Here is a 14,399-nt window from a genome sequence, read left to right as displayed (position 1 = left end):
TTCCCATTAATACTTATGCTTTTCAAGGCAGCTCAACGTACACTGTGATTGCAATAAATTACAATTAATAGCGGCCAGCTCCAATTCGTTGCCTGTAAACCCGATGTTCGTCATACCTTTGACGATAGCAAGTCCGGTTAAACAATTTTCCGCGCGATGTTTGCAACCGTTGTCATCCAAACACTTTTCGCGAGGAGAAAGATCGTTGCAGGAGTGAAGCAAGCTTCCCAAAAGAATACTTAATAAGATGAGCAAGATTTTATTCATGCCTTGAATCTTAGGAAATCAAAAATTCAGTCAATAAATTACAAAATCATTCCCTGTTCACCTTATAATTGAATCAAAGACACATTATGGAATAAGAACATTTAAAAAACAGAATATTCCCCGAGCTTGAGAATAAAATATTCATTTTAAAATCAGCAATACCTTGTTTATAGTTAATTTGATACAAAACCATTGTTTTGATTTTTATTATAGAGCGAACGATAATTCTTCCCCGAAAAAAAAAGCGGAAAAGCCCCGCATTCTCCGATGAAAAGAAATCGAAAGGGCAAGAAAACGCCCCCAAACGCCCTTTGAACCGAAATTTTTACCCAAAAATCCATTTGTCCCGGTACGGAAGTAGTAAAAATTGGTACCCGGAAAGCCTTATGTCCCAAGATAAAAAAACGCCGCTCTACGAAACCCATCGCGCCCTGGGCGCCAAAATGATTCCGTTCGGGGGTTGGGACATGCCCGTCCAATATTCCGGCATTATCGCGGAACACAACGCCACTCGGGAAGCGGCCGGTCTTTTCGACGTTTCTCACATGGGTGAAATTTTCGTAACGGGAGAACCGAAATCCATTCTCGACTTTTTGGAATCCGTTACCTGCAACTCCGTTTCTTCCCTTTCCGATTTTCAAGTTCAATACAACGCGGTCTTGAACGAACAAGGCGGACTTGTGGACGATGTAACGATCTACAAATTCTCCCCCGAAAAATATATGATCTGTTCCAACGCTTCGAACTACGAAGCCGTGAACGCGCACTTGCTCAAACATCTTCCTTCTTCGGGCGTAAAAGTCGACGATCAAAGTTTACGTTGGCATCAAATCGCATTACAAGGTCCTAAAGCGAACGAAATCTTTTCCAAATTCTTGAACAGAGAATTGGACTCCGTTAAATACTATCACTTTGCATTATTGAATCATCAAGGAGAGGAGATCATCGTTTCTAGAACCGGTTACACCGGCGAAGACGGTTTCGAAATTTATTCTTCCATCCCTCTCGGTTTAAAACTTTGGAACGAACTTTTGGAATTCGGAAAACCGTACGGACTTCTTCCCTGCGGACTTGGCGCGAGAGACACATTGAGAATCGAAGCGAAGTATCCTCTGTACGGACACGAACTCAACGATCTTTGGACTCCGATCGAATCGGGAATCGGTTGGATCGTTAAGGAAAAGGAGAATTCTTACTTTTCGTCCGAGAAAATTCTTTCTCAGAAAAAAAACGGACCGAGTTCCAAAATCGTCGCGTTCGCATTAACGGAAGCGGGAGTTCCAAGGGAGAATTTTCGCGTGTTGGATTCCAACGGAAACGAAATCGGTAAAACGACGTCGGGCACATTCTCACCTTCTTTAAAAAAGGGAATCGGTTTAGCTTTGATCCGTGCGGAAAAAATCAAGGACGGCGAACCGATTCAGATTGAAATTCGCGAACAACCCAAACAAGCTATCATAACGACAAAGCCTTTTATCCCAGGCAGTATCAGAAAAAATTAAATTAGGAAAAACGGATCATGGCAGAAACACAGGCACCGGCAGGTTATCTATTTTCGGAAAAACACGAATGGGTGAAAGTGGAAGGAGATACCGCTCTCATCGGAATTTCGGACTACGCTCAATCCGCGTTAGGCGACATCGTATTCGTGGATCTTCCGAAAGCGGGAAAGAATATCAAACAATTCGAAACCTTCGGAACCATCGAGTCCGTTAAGGCGGCCGAGGATTTATACGCTCCGATCGGCGGAGAAGTGATCGAATCCAATCCTGCTCTTTCCAAAAATCCGGGCGACGTAAACGCGAAACCTTTCGATTCCTGGATGGTTAAGGTGAAAGGTTTTTCCCCGTCCGAACTCGAAAAACTTCTCAGCCCCGAAAAATACAAGGCTCTCGTCGCGGGACTCGAATAACAGCAAAGTCTAATATATAGAATTTAGAAGCAGGTGAACATGAACTCCACTCTCCAGAACCAAACCAAATCCAATCTTGAAAAGGTCGGCTTAGATCCGTTGGATACCTTTCCAAGAAGGCATATAGGACCGGATCCGAATCAAACCGGCGAAATGCTGAAAGAATTGGGACTTTCTTCTCTGGAAGAATTGATCGACAAGGCGGTTCCCGCCGGTATTCGACTGAAGAAATCCTTGGATCTTCCTAAGGCTTCCACGGAACACAAGATTCTTCAGGATCTAAAACTTATCGCTTCTCAAAATCAGGTTTTTCGTTCTTATATCGGCGCGGGTTATAACGCTTGTATCGTTCCCGGCGTGATTCAAAGAAACATTCTGGAAAATCCGGGTTGGTATACGGCTTATACTCCGTATCAAGCGGAGATTTCCCAAGGACGTTTGGAAGCTCTTTTGAATTTCCAAACGATGATCATCGATCTTACCGGTCTTGAAATTTCAAACGCTTCCCTTCTCGACGAAGGAACCGCGGCGGCCGAAGCGATGTTTCTCGCCTATTCCGTTCGTAAGAATGAAACCGCTAAAAAATTCTTCGTGTCGGAACTTTGTCATCCTCAAACCGTGGACGTCGTCGTAACGAGAGCCAATCCTCTCGGAATCGAAGTTGTGATCGGAAATCACGAATCCCTCGAACTCAACGAGGATTTTTTCGGAGTTCTTCTTCAATATCCCGCAACCGACGGAAAGGTAATCGATTATACTTCCTTTATTCAAAGAGCGCATAACGTGGGCGCGGTCTCCACAGTTGCTGCAGATTTATTGGCTCTTACGATTCTCAAATCTCCGGGAGAAATGGGCGCGGACATCGCGGTCGGTTCGTCTCAAAGATTCGGACTTCCTCTGGGATTCGGCGGACCGCACGCGGGTTATTTCGCGACCAAGGACGAATTCAAACGCAGTATGCCCGGTCGTCTGATCGGAGTTTCCAAAGATTCACAGGGAAATCCAGGACTCAGACTTTCCTTACAAACCAGAGAACAACATATCCGAAGAGACAAGGCTACGAGCAATATTTGCACCGCTCAGGTTTTACTCGCGGTGATTTCTTCCATGTATGCGGTCTATCACGGACCGGAAGGTTTAAAAGACATCGCGACTCGAATTCATAAGTTTACCGCGATTCTTGCGGACGCGTTGAAGTCGGCGGGTTTTACGATCACCAACGATTCTTACTTCGATACGATTACGATTCAGGCCGGAGCGAAAGCGAAGGGAATTCTCGACAAGGCCCGCGCCAGAAAGATCAATTTACGGGAATACAAAGACGGAAGAATCGGAATCGCGTTAGACGAAACCGTGAACGTCGAAGACCTCAAGGATTTGTTCGAAATTTTCGAAGCGAAGAATGTGGATGTCGAAAAACTTTTTTCGGGTTCCGGAAAGGTTTCCGATTCCTTAAAACGAAATACTTCGTATCTAACACATCCCGTTTTTCAATCGCATCATACCGAAACGAAAATGCTACGTTATATCCGTAAATTGGAATCCAGAGATCTTTCGTTGACGACGTCGATGATTCCTCTCGGTTCCTGCACGATGAAACTCAATGCGACTACAGAAATGTATCCGGTAACTTGGCCGGAGTTCGGGGCGATTCATCCGTTTGCACCCGCCGATCAAACCAAAGGTTATAAAATCATCTTCGAACAACTCGAAAAATGGCTTTGTGAAGTCACGGGGTTCGCGGGAGTTTCTCTTCAACCGAACGCGGGTTCTCAAGGAGAATACGCCGGTCTGTTGGCGATCCGAAGATATCACGAAAGCAGAAAAGAAGCTCATAGAAACGTTTGTCTGATTCCTATCTCCGCGCACGGAACCAATCCCGCAAGCGCGGCGATGGCGGGTTTTAAAGTCGTCGTAGTTTCCTGCGATCCAAACGGAAACGTGGACCTCGAAGATCTCAAAACCAAAGCGGAAGAACACAAGGACGATCTCGCGGCTTTGATGATCACTTATCCTTCCACACACGGCGTGTTCGAAGAATCCGTAAAAGAAATCTGTCAGATCGTTCACGCACACGGCGGACAGGTTTATATGGACGGAGCGAACATGAACGCTCAAGTCGGATTAACAAGTCCGGGTGAAATCGGTGCGGACGTTTGTCACCTCAATCTACATAAGACTTTTTGCATACCTCACGGAGGTGGCGGTCCCGGCGTCGGACCGATCGGCGTTGCGAAACATCTCGTTCCATTCTTACCCGGCCACGTGCTTGTGGACAACACGACCGGAAACGAACACGGCGCGGTTTCTGCGGCTCCTTGGGGAAGCGCGAGCATCGTGTTGATCTCTTGGACTTACGTCGCGCTTATGGGTTCGGAAGGACTTACGAACGCGACTCGTATATCCATCCTAAACGCGAACTACATCGCAAAACGTTTGGAAAAAGCGTATCCCGTTCTTTACAAAGGAAAGAACGGTTTTGTCGCTCACGAATGTATTCTCGACGTAAGACCTTTCAAAAAAACCGCAGGGATCGAAGTGGAAGACGTTGCGAAACGATTGATCGATTACGGATTTCACGCGCCGACGATGTCCTTTCCCGTTCCCGGAACCTTAATGATCGAACCGACCGAATCCGAATCCTTGGAAGAATTGGATCGTTTCTGCGAAGCGATGCTTTTGATTCATCAGGAGATTTTGGATGTTCAAAACGGAACCTTGGACAAAACGGATAACCCGCTGAAGAATTCTCCGCACACAGCTGCGATGGTAACTTCGGATCGTTGGGATCACTTATATCCGAGAGAACGCGCGGCTTACCCCGCTTCTTGGCTGAAGGATCACAAATTCTGGCCTTACGTGGGAAGAGTGGATAACGTGTACGGGGATAGAAACCTGGTTTGTTCCTGTCTTCCGATCGAAAGTTATCAGTGATTTGTTAAACGAATTCCGTTTTTCGAATGAAGAACGGAGAGGAAGAATAAAAAGCCGAGGAATCAACCTCGGCTTTTGTTTTTTTAAGCGATATAAGAACAGCAATAATCGCTGATCGTTTTTACGTTCATTTGAAATCTCGATTTTGCAGGAACCTCGAAGGATTGTCCGCCCTTGATTTCTTTCCAAGAATCCTGACCCGGAAGTTTCACAAGCATTTCTCCGTCGAGAATTTCCATGATTTCCTTTTCGTCGGTTCCGAAGTCGTATTCTCCGGGCATTAAAATCCCCAAAGTCTTTTTGCTTCCGTCTTGAAACAGAACGGTTCTGCTCGTTACTTTTCCGTCGTAGTAAACATTCGCTTTTTTAATTATAGTAACGTTCTCAAACTGCGCCATGCGGCCTCCATGATCTTTCTTATAAAGAATTTCGTTTTAAAACGAGTTTCGGCTTTTTAAAAAGCTCTTTCTACAAGGCTTCCAAAGGAAGTCGTAAAGGATACAACTTTTAAAAAGTAAGAATCTTGAATCCGGATGAAAAATCGAAATCTGCAAACCGGGGTTTTATCGCTTGACCGAGCCCCGAAAGGAAATAATTTATCGTTCTTATTTTTCGAAACGGAAGTATCCAACCTTCTACGAAAAGACGTATAACAAAAATGAGGTGGCCCGATTGTCGTCTTGGAATTTCGAATCTTCTCGCGCAAAAAAAATTTCTCGGAATCCGTATCGCTTTTCCGGAATTTCCGGATGTTTTCTGATCTTTCTATTGTTATTCGTGATCTTGTTTTCGATCGGCGCCGCGTTGTACGCGGCAGTTCGATTTTCCGAGGGAGAATATTTAACTCCCGGAATGATTTTATTTTTCTGTTTTTCATTTTTGTTTCTGTTGATTTCAACAATCCGAACATATCGAAAAACAAAGGATTCGATTCGGACGGAAGAATTGGATTCGGTCAATGAAATCTATTCCATCTCCGAGACTGCACAAGCGATCGTAAATCTAAACCTCGGAGATTTCGTAGGTTACAAAATCAAAAAAAGAATGATATCGCAGAGAGGAACCACGAGCTCTTCCTCTTATTCGGGAACAGGTTCCGGAGTTTATTGGGATTTGTTTCTTTTAAAATCGGACGGGGCCTTTTATATCCTGGAAACGTATTCAAACAAGGAAGAACTTAAGAAAAATCTAATTCTTTTCCGATCTATAGTTTCCCTTCCCGTATCGGATGATTCGAAAGAAGGTTTTGAAACATCTGAATCGAATTTTAAACCATCCTCCTCTACGACCTACGACGAAATCGTAAAACCGGATTCAAAATTTCTAAAGTTAAATCGAACCGAAAATGGAACGGAAGTCGAGTTGCTTAAACGCCAAACGACAAAGGAAAAAATCACGATCGCGTTGGTCGCGGGAATCTTTTACGGAATTTGGGCGATGATTTTCTTTCCGATCAAAGAAGCGGAACCGATCTTTCTTCTTTTTATGATTCCGTTTTCGATTTTGTTTTTAGGAATTTTCACCTTGAGTTTCGTCTTTGTGATGACTAAAAGTCTTAAGTTGACCGTAAATTCTTCTGGATTGAGAATCCGATACAAAACGAGACTTCCGATCCTATCGAACTTTTTATTTTCGGAAAGATTTTTTCCGATACACGTTATGCGTCATGTAAGAGTCAATCGATTTCCGGGAGAACAAAACATTCTCACGATCGCGTTGAAAGATTCGGAAAAAAATTCGAACGGAACCCTTGCGTTTCTTTTTAATCTTCAGACGATTTCTTTAAACCAATACGTTCTTCCCGGCGATCGGGAACTTTTGGGAATCTGGCATTTGATGCCTTGGCTTCCGGATTCTCCCGGATTTGCGGATTTAGTCGCGGCCGAAATTGCGATCGAAGAAATTCTCCGCTTAAACGAGGAAAAAATCGGATTCGAAAATTCGTGAATTCCGTTTAAAAATTTCATCCATTCTTTTAATTTAAGAATGACAAAGCGGACGTGTGCAAAACAATGTCCTCAAGATTCCCGGTGACTATAGAGAGAGGGCCACACCCGTTCCCATCCCGAACACGGAAGTTAAGCCTCTCATCGCTGATGGTACTGTGTGGTTCGCTGCATGGGAGAGTAGGACGTTGCCGGGTTTTTTTATGCCCTCACGATTCTTTCATTCTATTTTGCAACTTCCCTTGATTCTTCCGTTCTTATGAAAAGCCGAAGCGGCTCGACGATAAAACTTTAAACGAACTCTTTTCAATCCGACGAAGATTTTTGGTTTAACATTCTATCGGAAGAATAGAATTGCGCACACGCTTTGCGCGTATCAAGGACGGCCCGAGAATGAGCATACGATCACTGCAAAGAAAAGATCTTTGCAAACCCTTGGAATACGAACAGGATCTTTCGATTTCGTATCGAACCGCGCCGGATAAAAAACGTTCCTGGTTGGATTCGATCTTTCGAGAAACGGATATCGCATTTCATTACGGCTACTTCAAAGAAATTTTCAGAAGCAGAAGTTTGGCGCTTAAGGGACTTTATGACAACCCGGCTTGGTGCGAATCGTCCGCGAGAATTTTGGATTTGATCGAAAATTGCGGCGGCAAAATCCAAGTGGAAGGAATCGAAAAACTTCTCAGCGTGGAAGGCCCGGTCGTCGTCGCCGGAAATCACATGAGTACGTTGGAAACTTTCGTACTTCCGACCTTTGTGACACGATACAAACCGGTGACCTTTGTCGTTAAAGAAAGTTTAACGAGAGGCAATCTTTTCGGTCCGATCATGCGTTCCAGAAATCCGATTTCCGTCGGAAGAACCAATCCCAGAGAAGATTTAGTGGCGGTTTTGGAAGAAGGAAGCGCACTTTTGAAAAAAGGAATGTCGATCATCGTATTTCCTCAAAGCACAAGAACCACCGACTTCAATCCCGCTGAATTCAATTCCATTGCCGTCAAACTCGCGGCCCGCGCGAAGGTTCCCTTGATTCCCGTGGCGCTTCGCACCGATTTTTGGGAAAACGGAAGAATCGTCAAAGAACTCGGAAGAATTTTTAGAGATCGTAAGATCAATATCTCGTTCGGAGATCCTCTTTTTCCTACAGAAGATTCGAGAAAGAATCAAGAAGTCTTATTGAAGTTCGTCGTCGATCATTTGAAATCCTGGGGAACCGTCGTCCATGAATCCTAAGTCTCATCGTAACATCGAAAAAGGTCGGAACTACGGCCAAAAATTCCCTCTCGAACTTTCAAAATCGAAAAAACATTCCCGACTCAAAATAAAACTTACGATCGGATTCGTTTTCATTCTCGCGAGTTTTGTTTTACCGACCTGCCAAAGTTCACAAACGAAAAATCCTTTCTCCGATTTAAAAGTCACCGAGGTAGAAGCCGATCGTTTGTGGGAACAAAAATGCGCCGCTTGTCACGGAGTGGACGGAACTCCGAACGAATCTCTTCCGACAAAACCCCGCAAACTCAGAGGTTTCGGGTTAAAGATGGGATTCTTATTCGGCGGAGATAAAATGCGCGAAGGAATTTATAAAACGATCCGAGACGGAAAGAATCAAACCATGCCTTCTTTCAAGGAAGAATTATCGGAAGCGGAAATCTGCGCTTTGGTAAAAAGAATCGAAAGATTTTAATGAATGGGATCGTGGTAGTTCCTACATTTCACGGTTCTTCTACCGAGTTTGTGGTAGTTCCTACATTTAAAAAAAAATCTAAAACTTCTCAAAGATTCTTCGAAAGAGAAACCACTTCCTCGCGAGAATACGCATCCGGCTTTTTTAAAATTTGAATCAAAGCCTTGAACTGATTGGTTTCCAAATCCATCGGCTTTTTACGAAAATAATAACGAGAGGCCTGATTCAAACCGTTCATCCCCCGCCCCCAATACACGCTGTTGAGATAATATTCCAAGATCGTATTCTTACCAAATTCTTCCTCCAAAGCGGAAGCGATTTGAATCTCTTTCCATTTTCTCGAAAGCGATTTTTCTCGAGAAAGAAAAAGAGTCCGCGCCAACTGTTGCGTGATCGTGCTCGCACCGCGCATCTTTCGAAACAACAACGTCGACGAAACCACGGTGGAATGAATGTCCGAAATCGAATATCCGCTATGAGAATAGAATCTTCTGTCTTCCACTTGAACGGTATATAAAATCCATTCTTCCGGAATTTCCGAAAGACGAACCCATTCCAGCTCCAAGGGAACCGATTCTTTTTGATCCGGCAGATAGACCAATCGATCTTGTTGAACCAGGATTTTTCTTTCGGGGAAGAATTGTTCGTAAACCAGAACGGCCGCGAAAAAAATCGGAAGAACTCTTAGAAAAAAAATATAAAACAATTCCTTTTGTTTCATGATAAAAAAACGAAGACCTAAACTTCTTCCTTTTTTTCATACATTAGAAAAACTTCATTTTCTAATATTTCCGAAGAAACCAGATTCCAACGGCTTTGATCGAAATTCGGATATTCCTTTCTTCCACCCGTGATCGACGGAAGATCTTTTTGTCCGATTAAAAAAGGAACGATCGTAAGATGAATTCTCGAGATCAAATCCATTCTAAAAAAAGAATCGTTCAAGGACGGCCCGCCTTCCAGAAGAACTTCTTTATAACCCATTTCGAAAAGAATTTTCAGAACTTCCAAAGGACTTAAATCTTCTCCCGGAATCAAAACGATTTCCGCGACGGAACATAGATTGTCCCGAACCGAGGAATAATTCTCGTTCAGACAAAAAATCAAAGGAGGTTGTTTAGAAAAACGGAATACTTTTTTGTCTTCGGGAAGAGTTCCCGATCTGAGAAGAATCACGGGGCGAGGATCTTTTTCGTTTTCAACGTAACGCAGATGAATGACTGGATCGTCGTTGATGATGGAATTCTTTCCAAGAATCAAAACGTCCGCCTTGGAACGGATCTCGTCCATTTTCTTCTTATCGTTTCTGGAAGAAAGGCCGTACCATTTTCCATCCGGACGGCAAACCTTACCGTCCAGAGTCATCGCCATATTGATCGTAACGTTGGGAAGAGAAGTCATGTTCTCGGAACTTTCAGTTCACGAGCCAGAAGTTTACGAACCGAACCCATGCAGGTTCCGCAACCCGTGGAAGCGCCCGTGTTATCCATGAGCTTTTCCAAAGTATCGTTGCCGTTTCGGATCGACGTTAGGATCTCTTCTTCCGAAACCTGATTGCATACGCAGACTTTGCGCGGACGCATCAGCTGGCACAGGTCTACTTGATTGAAAAAGGAGGAATCCATATTCTTCTATTTAATTGGACAGTCAGAAAGCGATTTTCCAATCAGATTAAAGAGTCTGAAAATCTTCTGCAAGAGAAATTTTTTACGGTTTTCATTTGACATCCGGTTTCCGAAAAATAGCCTTTTTTGAAATTTCTGATCGAAAACAAAAAGGAAAGCCATGCAAGATATAAAAAGAGCCCCCTTTCGAGAGATCCTCGGCTGGTGCATGTTCGATTTTGCGAACTCGTCTTATACAACCGTCATTATCAGCGTCACATACGGAATCGTTTTCAGCCAATTGGTGGTTCCGGCCTCCTCCAACCAGGAAAATCCATACGAATACGGAAATCTTCTTTGGTCGATCGCGCTTGCAATCTCTTATCTTTTGGTCGTCGTAACGGGACCGATTTTCGGAGCGATCACCGATTATTCCGCGCGTAAGAAACAATTCCTTTTTTATAGTTATGTCTTTTGTATTATCTCAACCGGAGCCCTTTGGTTCGTGATCGCTCCGGGTCAGTATGTGCTCGCGTTTATTCTGATCATATTCTCTAATTTCTTTTTCGCTTCCGGGGAAAACTTCGCATCGAGTTTTCTTCCGTATTTAGGACCGAAAGAAGATTTGGGAAAAATCTCGGGCTACGCTTGGGGAATCGGATATTTCGGAGGAATCGTCGCGGTTGCGTTAGTCAACACGCTGGGTCCGAAAACTTTGGAGAACTTCGACAGTCTTCGTTTGGTCGGTCCTTATACCGCATTCTTCTTTTTGTTCGCCGGAATTCCGACCTTTCTTCTTTTGAGAGAATACACCGCGGGAAAAGAAAAACCCGAAGGACTTTCTTATCTCAAAATCGGAATCGAAAGAGTTACTTCGACGATGAAGGAAATTCACAAGTTCAGAGATATGGCCTTGTATCTCATTTCTTTGTTCTTTGCGATGGCCGCGCTCGGAATCGTGATCAGTTTCGCGTTTATCTACGGCGCGCAGGAAATCAAAACGGAAGAAAAACACGAAATCGCGATGTTCCTTTTGATCCAACTTTTCGCGGCGGTCGGAGCGATCTTCTTCGGTTTTATCCAGGATAAAATCGGCGCAAAGAAAACATTCAATATTACGCTTTTCTTATGGATCTTCTGTCTTCTTCTCATTTATTGGGTGAAGGATCTCACCGCGTTTTTAATCGGGATCGGAATTCCGACCACTCAACAATGGGTCTTTGTCGGAACTACGGTTTTCGCCGGAGCGGGGTTAGGCGCCACTCAATCCGCGAGCCGCGCGATCGTAGGACTTTTTGCGCCCGAATCCAAGTCCGGAGAATTCTTCGGTCTTTGGGGTTTATCCGGTAAGGTCGCGGCCGCGTTCGGTCTTGTCGCCGTCGGAGGATTGCAGATTCTTTTTGATCTAAGAAATTCCTTTCTTGTGGTTTGTGTTTTCTTTATCATTTCGCTTCTCATCAATTTCTTAGTGGATGAGGAACGCGGAATCAAAACGGCCATCGAATACAAAGAAAGCTGATTCTCACTTTTTAAAATCCGGGAACGAGTTGGACTTGCTTTTCCCGGATTTTTTGATACGTTTTACTCGAAGGTAAAAAGTAAGAATGGCTTTTGAAACCGAAGACGAGTTTGAATCGCACCAAAGTCAACGGAGACTTGCGTTGGCTACGATCGACGAATTGACTCAGACTAAATTGGATTTGTTGGACGCGGGAAAGGAAATTCCCCGGTTTATCAACCACGCCATTTCTTATCTCAATAAAAAATATCTGACCGAAGAAAAGGTCATCAGCGATTTCTTAATCAAGAAATGAACGTTTCGATTTTGAGTTTCGATCCGCGATTTGTGAAAACGATTCTAAACTTTTTTAGATTCTCGTTCGGAATCGGAAACTCTCAATTCTTCCTTTAAAACAAAACTCAACGAAACTCGAGCATCTTGGAAATCATTCTCTTTTGATCGAGTTCCATCGCGTGAAGTTTCAGACTTACCATCTTATCGACCTTTCTCATATATCTTTTGTATTGAAGAATGATCTGTCTTTGTTTGTTATAAGGCAACGGATTGGCCGCATCGTGCAATTTTGAGGTTACGCTCGCGGGAACGGGTTGAATCGGATTGTCCGGCCAAAGAAAATCGGTATCGTGACTGGAAAAGAATTCCAAAAGAATTTCGCTGTTGTTGTTCGGAGTTCTTTTGAACTGAAGAATGATCTTCTCCAAAGATTGTCCGTCCGTACCCGGATAAATATAAATTCTAGATTGATAAAGATACGTTTTCGGATAATCCGCAAAAGATTGACCGAGACCCAAGTCGAGTTCGAGGTATTGTTTGTTTTCCTTGTCTTGAAACAAAAACTTTGCGGCTTCGCGCGGTTCGTCCTCGATATAACGGAGCGCTTTTTTATACGTTTCGTTTCCAAGAAGATTATTGATTCTTAAAATATTTCCGGCAATCGAAGCGTGAAGATTGTCCACTTCTATATCCGTAAAACCGCCCTTACGCACGGCTTCAATCTGTTTCAATTCTTCCTTTTCTTCGAGAGTTAATACCTTGTTAGGTGCGGCTCCCAATCCCACTAAGGAAAGAATTGTCAGAAATGATAAAATACGGATGTTCATAGATTTACCCTTATTCAGATTATCGAAATTCTGATCCCCCGTTCTTGATTTTACAAACTAAAAAAATTCGGGATATTATGACTCGTTATTATAGATTCAACGGTTTTTTTGAAGAAGAGTTAAAAGCCTCCTCGATCGCGCCCGAACGATTGGATTTTAAGAACCGATCTCTGGAGAATCTATTCTTCCTTTTTCAATCGATTCGGGATCCGTCCTCTACGATGTTCTTAAGCGAAACTCCCGATCGGAGTTGGTTGGATTTTTGGAAATCCAGAGGAATTCGTTTTTGCGACTTTCGGATTTTGAAACGAAATGCGAAGAAGGTTTTGCAAGTTTCTCCTGCGCCCGTGGACAAAGTTCGCGTTTGGGAAGAATGGGGTTCGATTTCCGATTTGAGCGACGACGGTGAAATTCTTTATTCTTCGGAGAAAGCGGATCTTTCGAAACGATTGAATTCTAAAATTCTTTTGTCGCGTTGGAAGTCGGAATACGGGTTTCAGGATGTTCCGGGAAGAATTCTCGAGAAGGTTTCGTATTGGGCGGATTTGTCTTCGGAATGGTCGGAACTACGTCCGGAAAAGATCGTTCTCAAACCTTCTTTCAGTTTTTCGGGAAGACATAAAATTCTTAGGTTCTCTTCTGTGGACGTTGGAGATCCTACAAACTTTGATTTAGAAACGGATTCTTCTTGGTTCCCTTGCGTAGCCGAACCTTGGTTCGAAAGAACGTATGATTTTTCGTGCCTCTATGATTTTTCCGCCGGAGTTCCGACCTTTTTCGGAAGTACGATCCAAATCTGCGATGAAAAAGGAAAATACAACGGCGCGTATATTCCGACTGAAAAAGAATCGGATCTTCTCTCTTCTCATCTCGAACCCATTTCAAAAGAATTAGCGAAAACCTTTTCGCCCGAATACAAAGGACCCGTCGCGATCGACGGTTTTGAGTTCTATTCTCAAAATTCAAAAAAAATCCAAAGAATCAGCGAAGCAAACTTTCGTTGGTCCATGGGAAGAATTCTTCTCGAGTTTTCGAAATCCGAGATTCTCCCAAAAAGAAAAAAAGAATTTCGGGAGAATCTTTCGATTCTCCCCTTACCTTTAAAACGACCGATACCGGAATATACGCAAACGATATCGGATTGGGGCAGAACTCAAGGAGTGGAAATTCTTCCTTTGACGCCGGATCGTTACGCGTCGGGAAAATCGTATGGGGTTTCCTGGGTTCTTCTCGGCTTTTTGGAAAATTCTCGGGAAACGACTCGGGAAAGAATTCAAAAGTTTTATGACGAATGGAGGAAACGCATTCTCCATTGAAATGTACTTGAGGCTTTTTTAGACCTTGTCAGTATGTCCTACAGGTCGCGGTTTACCCGCCCGGAAAACCATCCGCATCTCTGCGGTCCACATTCAGGATATAAA

Annotated in this window: 15 protein-coding genes and 1 rRNA gene; 10 read left to right on the top strand and 6 right to left on the bottom strand. The window is 43.6% G+C overall.

Features of this window, described 5'->3' with window-relative positions:
* Window positions 1–6: 6 nt before the first annotated feature.
* Window positions 7–267, bottom strand: coding sequence for an LA_0364 family Cys-rich lipoprotein (locus LEP1GSC052_RS21835; protein ID WP_084492253.1), 261 nt, complete (start codon window positions 265–267; stop codon window positions 7–9).
* Window positions 268–653: 386 nt separating this feature from the next.
* On the opposite strand from LEP1GSC052_RS21835, the gene gcvT reads away from it, so the two are divergent.
* From gcvT to gcvP, 3 genes are read left to right on the top strand one after another with little or no spacing between them, the layout of a single operon-like run.
* Window positions 654–1,769: a glycine cleavage system aminomethyltransferase GcvT gene (gene gcvT / locus LEP1GSC052_RS18095; RefSeq protein ID WP_010572850.1), complete on the top strand. Its 1,116-nt coding sequence runs from the start codon at window positions 654–656 to the stop codon at window positions 1,767–1,769.
* A gap of 17 nt (window positions 1,770–1,786) precedes the next feature.
* On the top strand, window positions 1,787–2,179 hold the full coding sequence (gcvH, locus tag LEP1GSC052_RS18090; RefSeq protein ID WP_010572851.1) for a glycine cleavage system protein GcvH: 393 nt from the start codon (window positions 1,787–1,789) through the stop codon (window positions 2,177–2,179).
* A 39-nt stretch (window positions 2,180–2,218) separates the two neighbouring features.
* Window positions 2,219–5,113, top strand: a complete 2,895-nt coding sequence (gcvP, locus tag LEP1GSC052_RS18085) for an aminomethyl-transferring glycine dehydrogenase (protein ID WP_010572852.1) — start codon at window positions 2,219–2,221, stop codon at window positions 5,111–5,113.
* 83 nt (window positions 5,114–5,196) lie between these two features.
* Here gcvP and ppnP read toward each other — a convergent pair whose 3' ends face one another.
* Complete coding sequence (gene ppnP / locus LEP1GSC052_RS18080; protein ID WP_010572853.1) at window positions 5,197–5,511, bottom strand: pyrimidine/purine nucleoside phosphorylase; 315 nt, start codon at window positions 5,509–5,511, stop codon at window positions 5,197–5,199.
* Between the two features lie 547 nt (window positions 5,512–6,058).
* Here ppnP and LEP1GSC052_RS18075 point away from each other — a divergent pair.
* From LEP1GSC052_RS18075 to LEP1GSC052_RS18060, 4 genes are all read left to right on the top strand, one after another.
* On the top strand, window positions 6,059–7,060 hold the full coding sequence (locus LEP1GSC052_RS18075) for a hypothetical protein (RefSeq protein WP_156892132.1): 1,002 nt from the start codon (window positions 6,059–6,061) through the stop codon (window positions 7,058–7,060).
* Window positions 7,061–7,139: 79 nt separating this feature from the next.
* Window positions 7,140–7,256, top strand: a 5S ribosomal RNA gene (gene rrf / locus LEP1GSC052_RS18070).
* Window positions 7,257–7,452: 196 nt separating this feature from the next.
* Window positions 7,453–8,298, top strand: coding sequence for a lysophospholipid acyltransferase family protein (locus LEP1GSC052_RS18065; RefSeq protein ID WP_084492252.1), 846 nt, complete (start codon window positions 7,453–7,455; stop codon window positions 8,296–8,298).
* Window positions 8,288–8,752, top strand: coding sequence for a c-type cytochrome (locus tag LEP1GSC052_RS18060; RefSeq protein WP_010572856.1), 465 nt, complete (start codon window positions 8,288–8,290; stop codon window positions 8,750–8,752). Before LEP1GSC052_RS18065 ends, LEP1GSC052_RS18060 begins: the two co-directional genes overlap by 11 nt.
* 88 nt (window positions 8,753–8,840) lie before the next feature.
* Here the strand turns inward: LEP1GSC052_RS18060 and LEP1GSC052_RS18055 are convergent, their stop codons facing one another.
* From LEP1GSC052_RS18055 to LEP1GSC052_RS18045, 3 genes are read right to left on the bottom strand one after another with little or no spacing between them, the layout of a single operon-like run.
* A complete protein-coding gene (locus LEP1GSC052_RS18055) occupies window positions 8,841–9,473 on the bottom strand; it encodes a biosynthetic peptidoglycan transglycosylase (RefSeq protein ID WP_020986662.1) in 633 nt (210 codons plus the stop codon).
* A 17-nt stretch (window positions 9,474–9,490) separates the two neighbouring features.
* A complete protein-coding gene (locus LEP1GSC052_RS18050) occupies window positions 9,491–10,153 on the bottom strand; it encodes a RibD family protein (RefSeq protein WP_010572858.1) in 663 nt (220 codons plus the stop codon).
* Window positions 10,150–10,377 carry a (2Fe-2S)-binding protein gene (locus LEP1GSC052_RS18045; protein WP_040913181.1) on the bottom strand — a complete coding sequence of 76 codons (228 nt, stop codon included), beginning with the start codon at window positions 10,375–10,377 and terminating at the stop codon, window positions 10,150–10,152. Before LEP1GSC052_RS18045 ends, LEP1GSC052_RS18050 begins: the two co-directional genes overlap by 4 nt.
* 160 nt (window positions 10,378–10,537) lie before the next feature.
* On the opposite strand from LEP1GSC052_RS18045, the gene LEP1GSC052_RS18040 reads away from it, so the two are divergent.
* Together LEP1GSC052_RS18040 and LEP1GSC052_RS18035 are read left to right on the top strand one after the other, a co-directional pair.
* Window positions 10,538–11,875 carry an MFS transporter gene (locus LEP1GSC052_RS18040; RefSeq protein WP_020986485.1) on the top strand — a complete coding sequence of 446 codons (1,338 nt, stop codon included), beginning with the start codon at window positions 10,538–10,540 and terminating at the stop codon, window positions 11,873–11,875.
* A gap of 85 nt (window positions 11,876–11,960) precedes the next feature.
* On the top strand, window positions 11,961–12,170 hold the full coding sequence (locus LEP1GSC052_RS18035) for a hypothetical protein (RefSeq protein WP_010572860.1): 210 nt from the start codon (window positions 11,961–11,963) through the stop codon (window positions 12,168–12,170).
* A 106-nt stretch (window positions 12,171–12,276) separates the two neighbouring features.
* On the opposite strand, the gene LEP1GSC052_RS18030 is transcribed toward LEP1GSC052_RS18035, so the two are convergent.
* Window positions 12,277–12,978, bottom strand: a complete 702-nt coding sequence (locus LEP1GSC052_RS18030) for a hypothetical protein (protein WP_010572861.1) — start codon at window positions 12,976–12,978, stop codon at window positions 12,277–12,279.
* A 44-nt stretch (window positions 12,979–13,022) separates the two neighbouring features.
* Between LEP1GSC052_RS18030 and LEP1GSC052_RS18025 the strand changes: the two genes are divergently transcribed.
* Window positions 13,023–14,294 (top strand): hypothetical protein, encoded by a 1,272-nt coding sequence (locus LEP1GSC052_RS18025; RefSeq protein WP_040913179.1) that lies wholly within the window; start codon window positions 13,023–13,025, stop codon window positions 14,292–14,294.
* The last annotated feature ends 105 nt before the right edge of the window (window positions 14,295–14,399 follow it).

Origin of the sequence: Leptospira kmetyi serovar Malaysia str. Bejo-Iso9 (assembly GCF_000243735.2) — a bacterium.
GTDB classification, from domain to species: domain Bacteria; phylum Spirochaetota; class Leptospiria; order Leptospirales; family Leptospiraceae; genus Leptospira; species Leptospira kmetyi.
The sequence above is the reverse complement of the archived record's forward strand: the minus strand, read 5'-3'. Positions and strand labels throughout refer to the sequence as shown.

What these genes read in the sequence shown, in the direction of transcription:
- LEP1GSC052_RS18055 (WP_020986662.1), bottom strand. Translation starts at nt 9,473, where the DNA reads ATGAAACAAAAGGAATTGTTTTATATTTTTTTTCTAAGAGTTCTTCCG.
- LEP1GSC052_RS18060 (WP_010572856.1), top strand. Translation starts at nt 8,288, where the DNA reads ATGAATCCTAAGTCTCATCGTAACATCGAAAAAGGTCGGAACTACGGC.
- LEP1GSC052_RS18045 (WP_040913181.1), bottom strand. Translation starts at nt 10,377, where the DNA reads ATGGATTCCTCCTTTTTCAATCAAGTAGACCTGTGCCAGCTGATGCGT.
- gcvP (WP_010572852.1), top strand. Translation starts at nt 2,219, where the DNA reads ATGAACTCCACTCTCCAGAACCAAACCAAATCCAATCTTGAAAAGGTC.
- gcvH (WP_010572851.1), top strand. Translation starts at nt 1,787, where the DNA reads ATGGCAGAAACACAGGCACCGGCAGGTTATCTATTTTCGGAAAAACAC.
- LEP1GSC052_RS18065 (WP_084492252.1), top strand. Translation starts at nt 7,453, where the DNA reads ATGAGCATACGATCACTGCAAAGAAAAGATCTTTGCAAACCCTTGGAA.
- LEP1GSC052_RS18030 (WP_010572861.1), bottom strand. Translation starts at nt 12,978, where the DNA reads ATGAACATCCGTATTTTATCATTTCTGACAATTCTTTCCTTAGTGGGA.
- gcvT (WP_010572850.1), top strand. Translation starts at nt 654, where the DNA reads ATGTCCCAAGATAAAAAAACGCCGCTCTACGAAACCCATCGCGCCCTG.
- LEP1GSC052_RS21835 (WP_084492253.1), bottom strand. Translation starts at nt 267, where the DNA reads ATGAATAAAATCTTGCTCATCTTATTAAGTATTCTTTTGGGAAGCTTG.
- LEP1GSC052_RS18050 (WP_010572858.1), bottom strand. Translation starts at nt 10,153, where the DNA reads ATGACTTCTCTTCCCAACGTTACGATCAATATGGCGATGACTCTGGAC.
- LEP1GSC052_RS18035 (WP_010572860.1), top strand. Translation starts at nt 11,961, where the DNA reads ATGGCTTTTGAAACCGAAGACGAGTTTGAATCGCACCAAAGTCAACGG.
- ppnP (WP_010572853.1), bottom strand. Translation starts at nt 5,511, where the DNA reads ATGGCGCAGTTTGAGAACGTTACTATAATTAAAAAAGCGAATGTTTAC.
- LEP1GSC052_RS18040 (WP_020986485.1), top strand. Translation starts at nt 10,538, where the DNA reads ATGCAAGATATAAAAAGAGCCCCCTTTCGAGAGATCCTCGGCTGGTGC.